This window comes from Roseicyclus sp., from assembly GCF_052168335.1.
Classification (GTDB): Bacteria; Pseudomonadota; Alphaproteobacteria; order Rhodobacterales; family Rhodobacteraceae; genus Roseibacterium.
On the sequence record NZ_JBQLZP010000141.1, the window covers coordinates 1 to 2,925 of the forward strand.

Consider the following 2,925-nt stretch of genomic DNA (forward strand, 5'->3'; position numbering starts at 1 on the left):
CCCGTGCACCAAGTGCCTGTTTTCATATGATTAAAGTAAGAACTGCGGGCCGGGCATAAGCGGATTCCGACCAGTGGTCCCGAAAGGCGCAAATCGCTCCCCATTCCGGCCATACTGCCGCCAGCATTGGAGGGAAAGAAGGTCTCATTCGTTTTGGGAGTGAGCCCATGATGCGTTTTTTCAGCCTGCTCGTTTTCGCCCTTGCCTCGAGCGTCATTTCCACGCTCCCGGTTTCGGCCAATCCCGAGGCCCGCATCCGCGGCGATGCGGTCCAGGTCTCCTACCCGGTCCCGGGCAACGGCATCCATGTCGTGGCCAACGACAACGGCGGCAGCGTCGTGGGCTATGCCCAGGCTGTGGCGCGGTTGCGCGGGCAGGATACGCTGGTGGTGTTCAACGGCCGCTGCGCCTCGGCCTGCACGCTCTTCCTCGCGCTCGAGGATCACAGAACCTGTGTCGCGCCCGGCGCGTCCTTCCTGTTCCACGGCGCCCACGGCGCGAACCACGACATGAACGAGTGGGGCACGCGTTTCATGATGGGCCAGTACCCCGAATGGGTGCGGACCTGGATCGCGCGGAACGGCGGCCTGACCAGCCGCGTGATCCGCATGGATTACGCCTACGCGTCGCAGTTCATGCGGACCTGCCGCGTCACCTCGACCTGACCGGCGCGCGCCTGTTTCCGCCGGTCCGGAGCTCTCCGGACCGCCAGGGACCGAGGCGCGGCGCCGAGATCAGTAGGGGTCGACGACCGTGGAGGGCGGCAGTTCCGCGACGGGCGAGCCGCCGAGCAGCGCGAGGATGAGGCCGACGCACTGTTCCTCGCAGACCGCCTGCTCCTCCGGCCGCGTCGGGATGCGGCAGGTGAGGGACTGGTCGCTTCCGCCAAGGATCAGGTCCAGCTCGCGCTGGAGCGCGGACCGGTCGCTGCGGATGTCCCAGATGTAGTCGCACTGCTGCGACAGGGACTCGACGTTCTGGGCGAGGGCTGTCGTTGCGCCGCCGGTATGCGCCGTGATTGCGGCGAGGGCGACGAGCGTTCCGAATTTCCTGTTCATAATTCCTATCAAGCTCCAATGAACCCGCGTCGCAAAGCGCGACAGGGCAGACTCCGACGCCGCCTCCCCCGACCACTGACGGCGCCGATGCCGCAAAATAGCCAAATTCCAAGCCTCTTTTCAACGTCTTTGCCCAATTTCCGCCCCAAAAAATGGAAACAATTTGTGCGCTCCAGATGTTGGAGCGCGCAGGGTGCCGAACCCAACATGTTGCGGCTCTTCCCATGATGTATTGCCGGATCGCTGATCCGGGCTGGCGAGGTGTGATGCGGATCGGCAACACTCGAGGGGCGCTGCCGGCCGGGTCATGGCCCGACCGCCCGGGTCGCGGCGCCATGCGGAGCATTGACATCGCGCGTCGATTTCCCGACCCTCCGCGCATCGTCGCCGCGTGACTTGCAGAAAAAAACGTTGACCCGGGACAGCACCACGCACGACGTCATCCTGCTTGCGGACATGACGCGGGACGGAGACCACGCGCTGCGCATCCGCCGCGAGGTCGAGTGCCTCGCGCGCCGCGGCTACAGGGTCGCGCTCTGCCATCTTGCCTCGGGCGGCAGGCGGCCCGTCGCGCCCGACATCCGCCATTGCCTGCGCCATGGCCTGGCCGAGGCGGTGGCTCCCGACGCCGCCATCTCCGCGCGGCTCGCACTCGTCTTCTCGCCCGCCCGCCTGAGACCGCCCCCGGGCGGGCTTGCCGATATCCGCGCCGGACGTGTCGTCCTGATCGTCGACACGCCGCCCGATCCCGCCCGCATGGGCCACTGGTTCGCCTTCGCCTTCGGGCCGATGTCCTGGGCGCCGACGAACCGCTGGGTGCGCGCGGGACTGGCCGAGCTCGGCTATCCCGTCGCGCTCGAGGCCGAGGACTGGCGCGCCATCGCGGCGCCGGTCCCGCCGCGTCCCGCCGAGGCGCCCGTCCGCCTGCGCCCCGTCGTGGGCACGATCACCACGCGCGGCCCCGGCCAGTGGCCGGCGGACACGGCGGAGGTCGACGCCCTCTATCCGGCGGACGGGCCGTTCGATGTCTGGATGCTCGGCGCGCCGCCCCGGCACATCCGGCGGTCCTGCGCCGCGGCGGCGAGCTGGACGATCCTCTCGCCCCGCGACACCACGCTCGCCCGCTTCGTCGAGGCCGTGGACGCGCTGGTCTTCTATCCGGGCGAGGAGGCGGCCGAACTGCCCGAGGCCGCGATCGCCGCGGCCATGGTTTCGGGGCGCATCGTCGTCCTTCCCCCGCGGCTCAGGCCGCATTTCGGAGCGGGCGCCCTCTACGCCACGCCCGACGCGGCCGCGGACGCGCTGGCCGACCTTCTCGGGGACGAGGCGGCGCGCGAGAACCTGCGGAGCACGGCGCGGGAGTGGTGCGGCCACCTCTGGTCCGAGGCCGCCTATCTGGAACGGATCGGCCGGATGATCGGCCCGCCCGCGGCCGTCTTCCGGCGCCGCGCCGCGCCCTCGCGCAAGCGCGCGCTCTTCGTGCCGTCGAACGGCATCGGCATCGGGCACGCCACGCGCCTCCTCGCGATCGCGCGCCGGATCGAGGACGAAGTGGAACCGGTCTTCGCGAGCCTCGGGCAGGCCAGCCGGATCATCGAGTCCTTCGGCTACGCGGCGGAATACATCCCGTCGCATTCCGATATCGGCGCGACGCTGCCGCGCTGGGACGCCTGGTTCCAGCACGAGCTGGCCGAGATCGTCGAGCGCCAGCGGCCCGATGTCGTCGTCTTCGACGGCAACAACCCCACGCCGGGGCTGCTGCGCGCCGCCACGGTCTACGGCGACTGCCGCCTCGTCTGGGTGCGGCGCGGCATGAATCCCGCGACGCCCTCGCCCTGGCTCGGCAACGCGCGGTTCTTCGACTGCA

At 69.6% G+C, this 2,925-nt stretch carries 3 protein-coding genes; 2 read left to right on the plus strand and 1 reads right to left on the minus strand.

Features of this window, described 5'->3' with window-relative positions; genetic code table 11:
* Window positions 1-167: 167 nt before the first annotated feature.
* Complete coding sequence (locus ACTS11_RS04410; protein WP_442639131.1) at window positions 168-665, plus strand: hypothetical protein; 498 nt, start codon at window positions 168-170, stop codon at window positions 663-665.
* Window positions 666-734: 69 nt separating this feature from the next.
* On the opposite strand, the gene ACTS11_RS04415 is transcribed toward ACTS11_RS04410, so the two are convergent.
* Window positions 735-1,058 (minus strand): hypothetical protein, encoded by a 324-nt coding sequence (locus tag ACTS11_RS04415; protein WP_442639132.1) that lies wholly within the window; start codon window positions 1,056-1,058, stop codon window positions 735-737.
* Between the two features lie 411 nt (window positions 1,059-1,469).
* On the opposite strand from ACTS11_RS04415, the gene ACTS11_RS04420 reads away from it, so the two are divergent.
* A partial coding sequence (locus tag ACTS11_RS04420) for a hypothetical protein (RefSeq protein ID WP_442639133.1) occupies window positions 1,470-2,925 on the plus strand: 1,456 nt, incomplete at its 3' end.

What these genes read in the sequence shown, in the direction of transcription:
- ACTS11_RS04410 (WP_442639131.1), top strand. Translation starts at nt 168, where the DNA reads ATGATGCGTTTTTTCAGCCTGCTCGTTTTCGCCCTTGCCTCGAGCGTC.
- ACTS11_RS04415 (WP_442639132.1), bottom strand. Translation starts at nt 1,058, where the DNA reads ATGAACAGGAAATTCGGAACGCTCGTCGCCCTCGCCGCAATCACGGCG.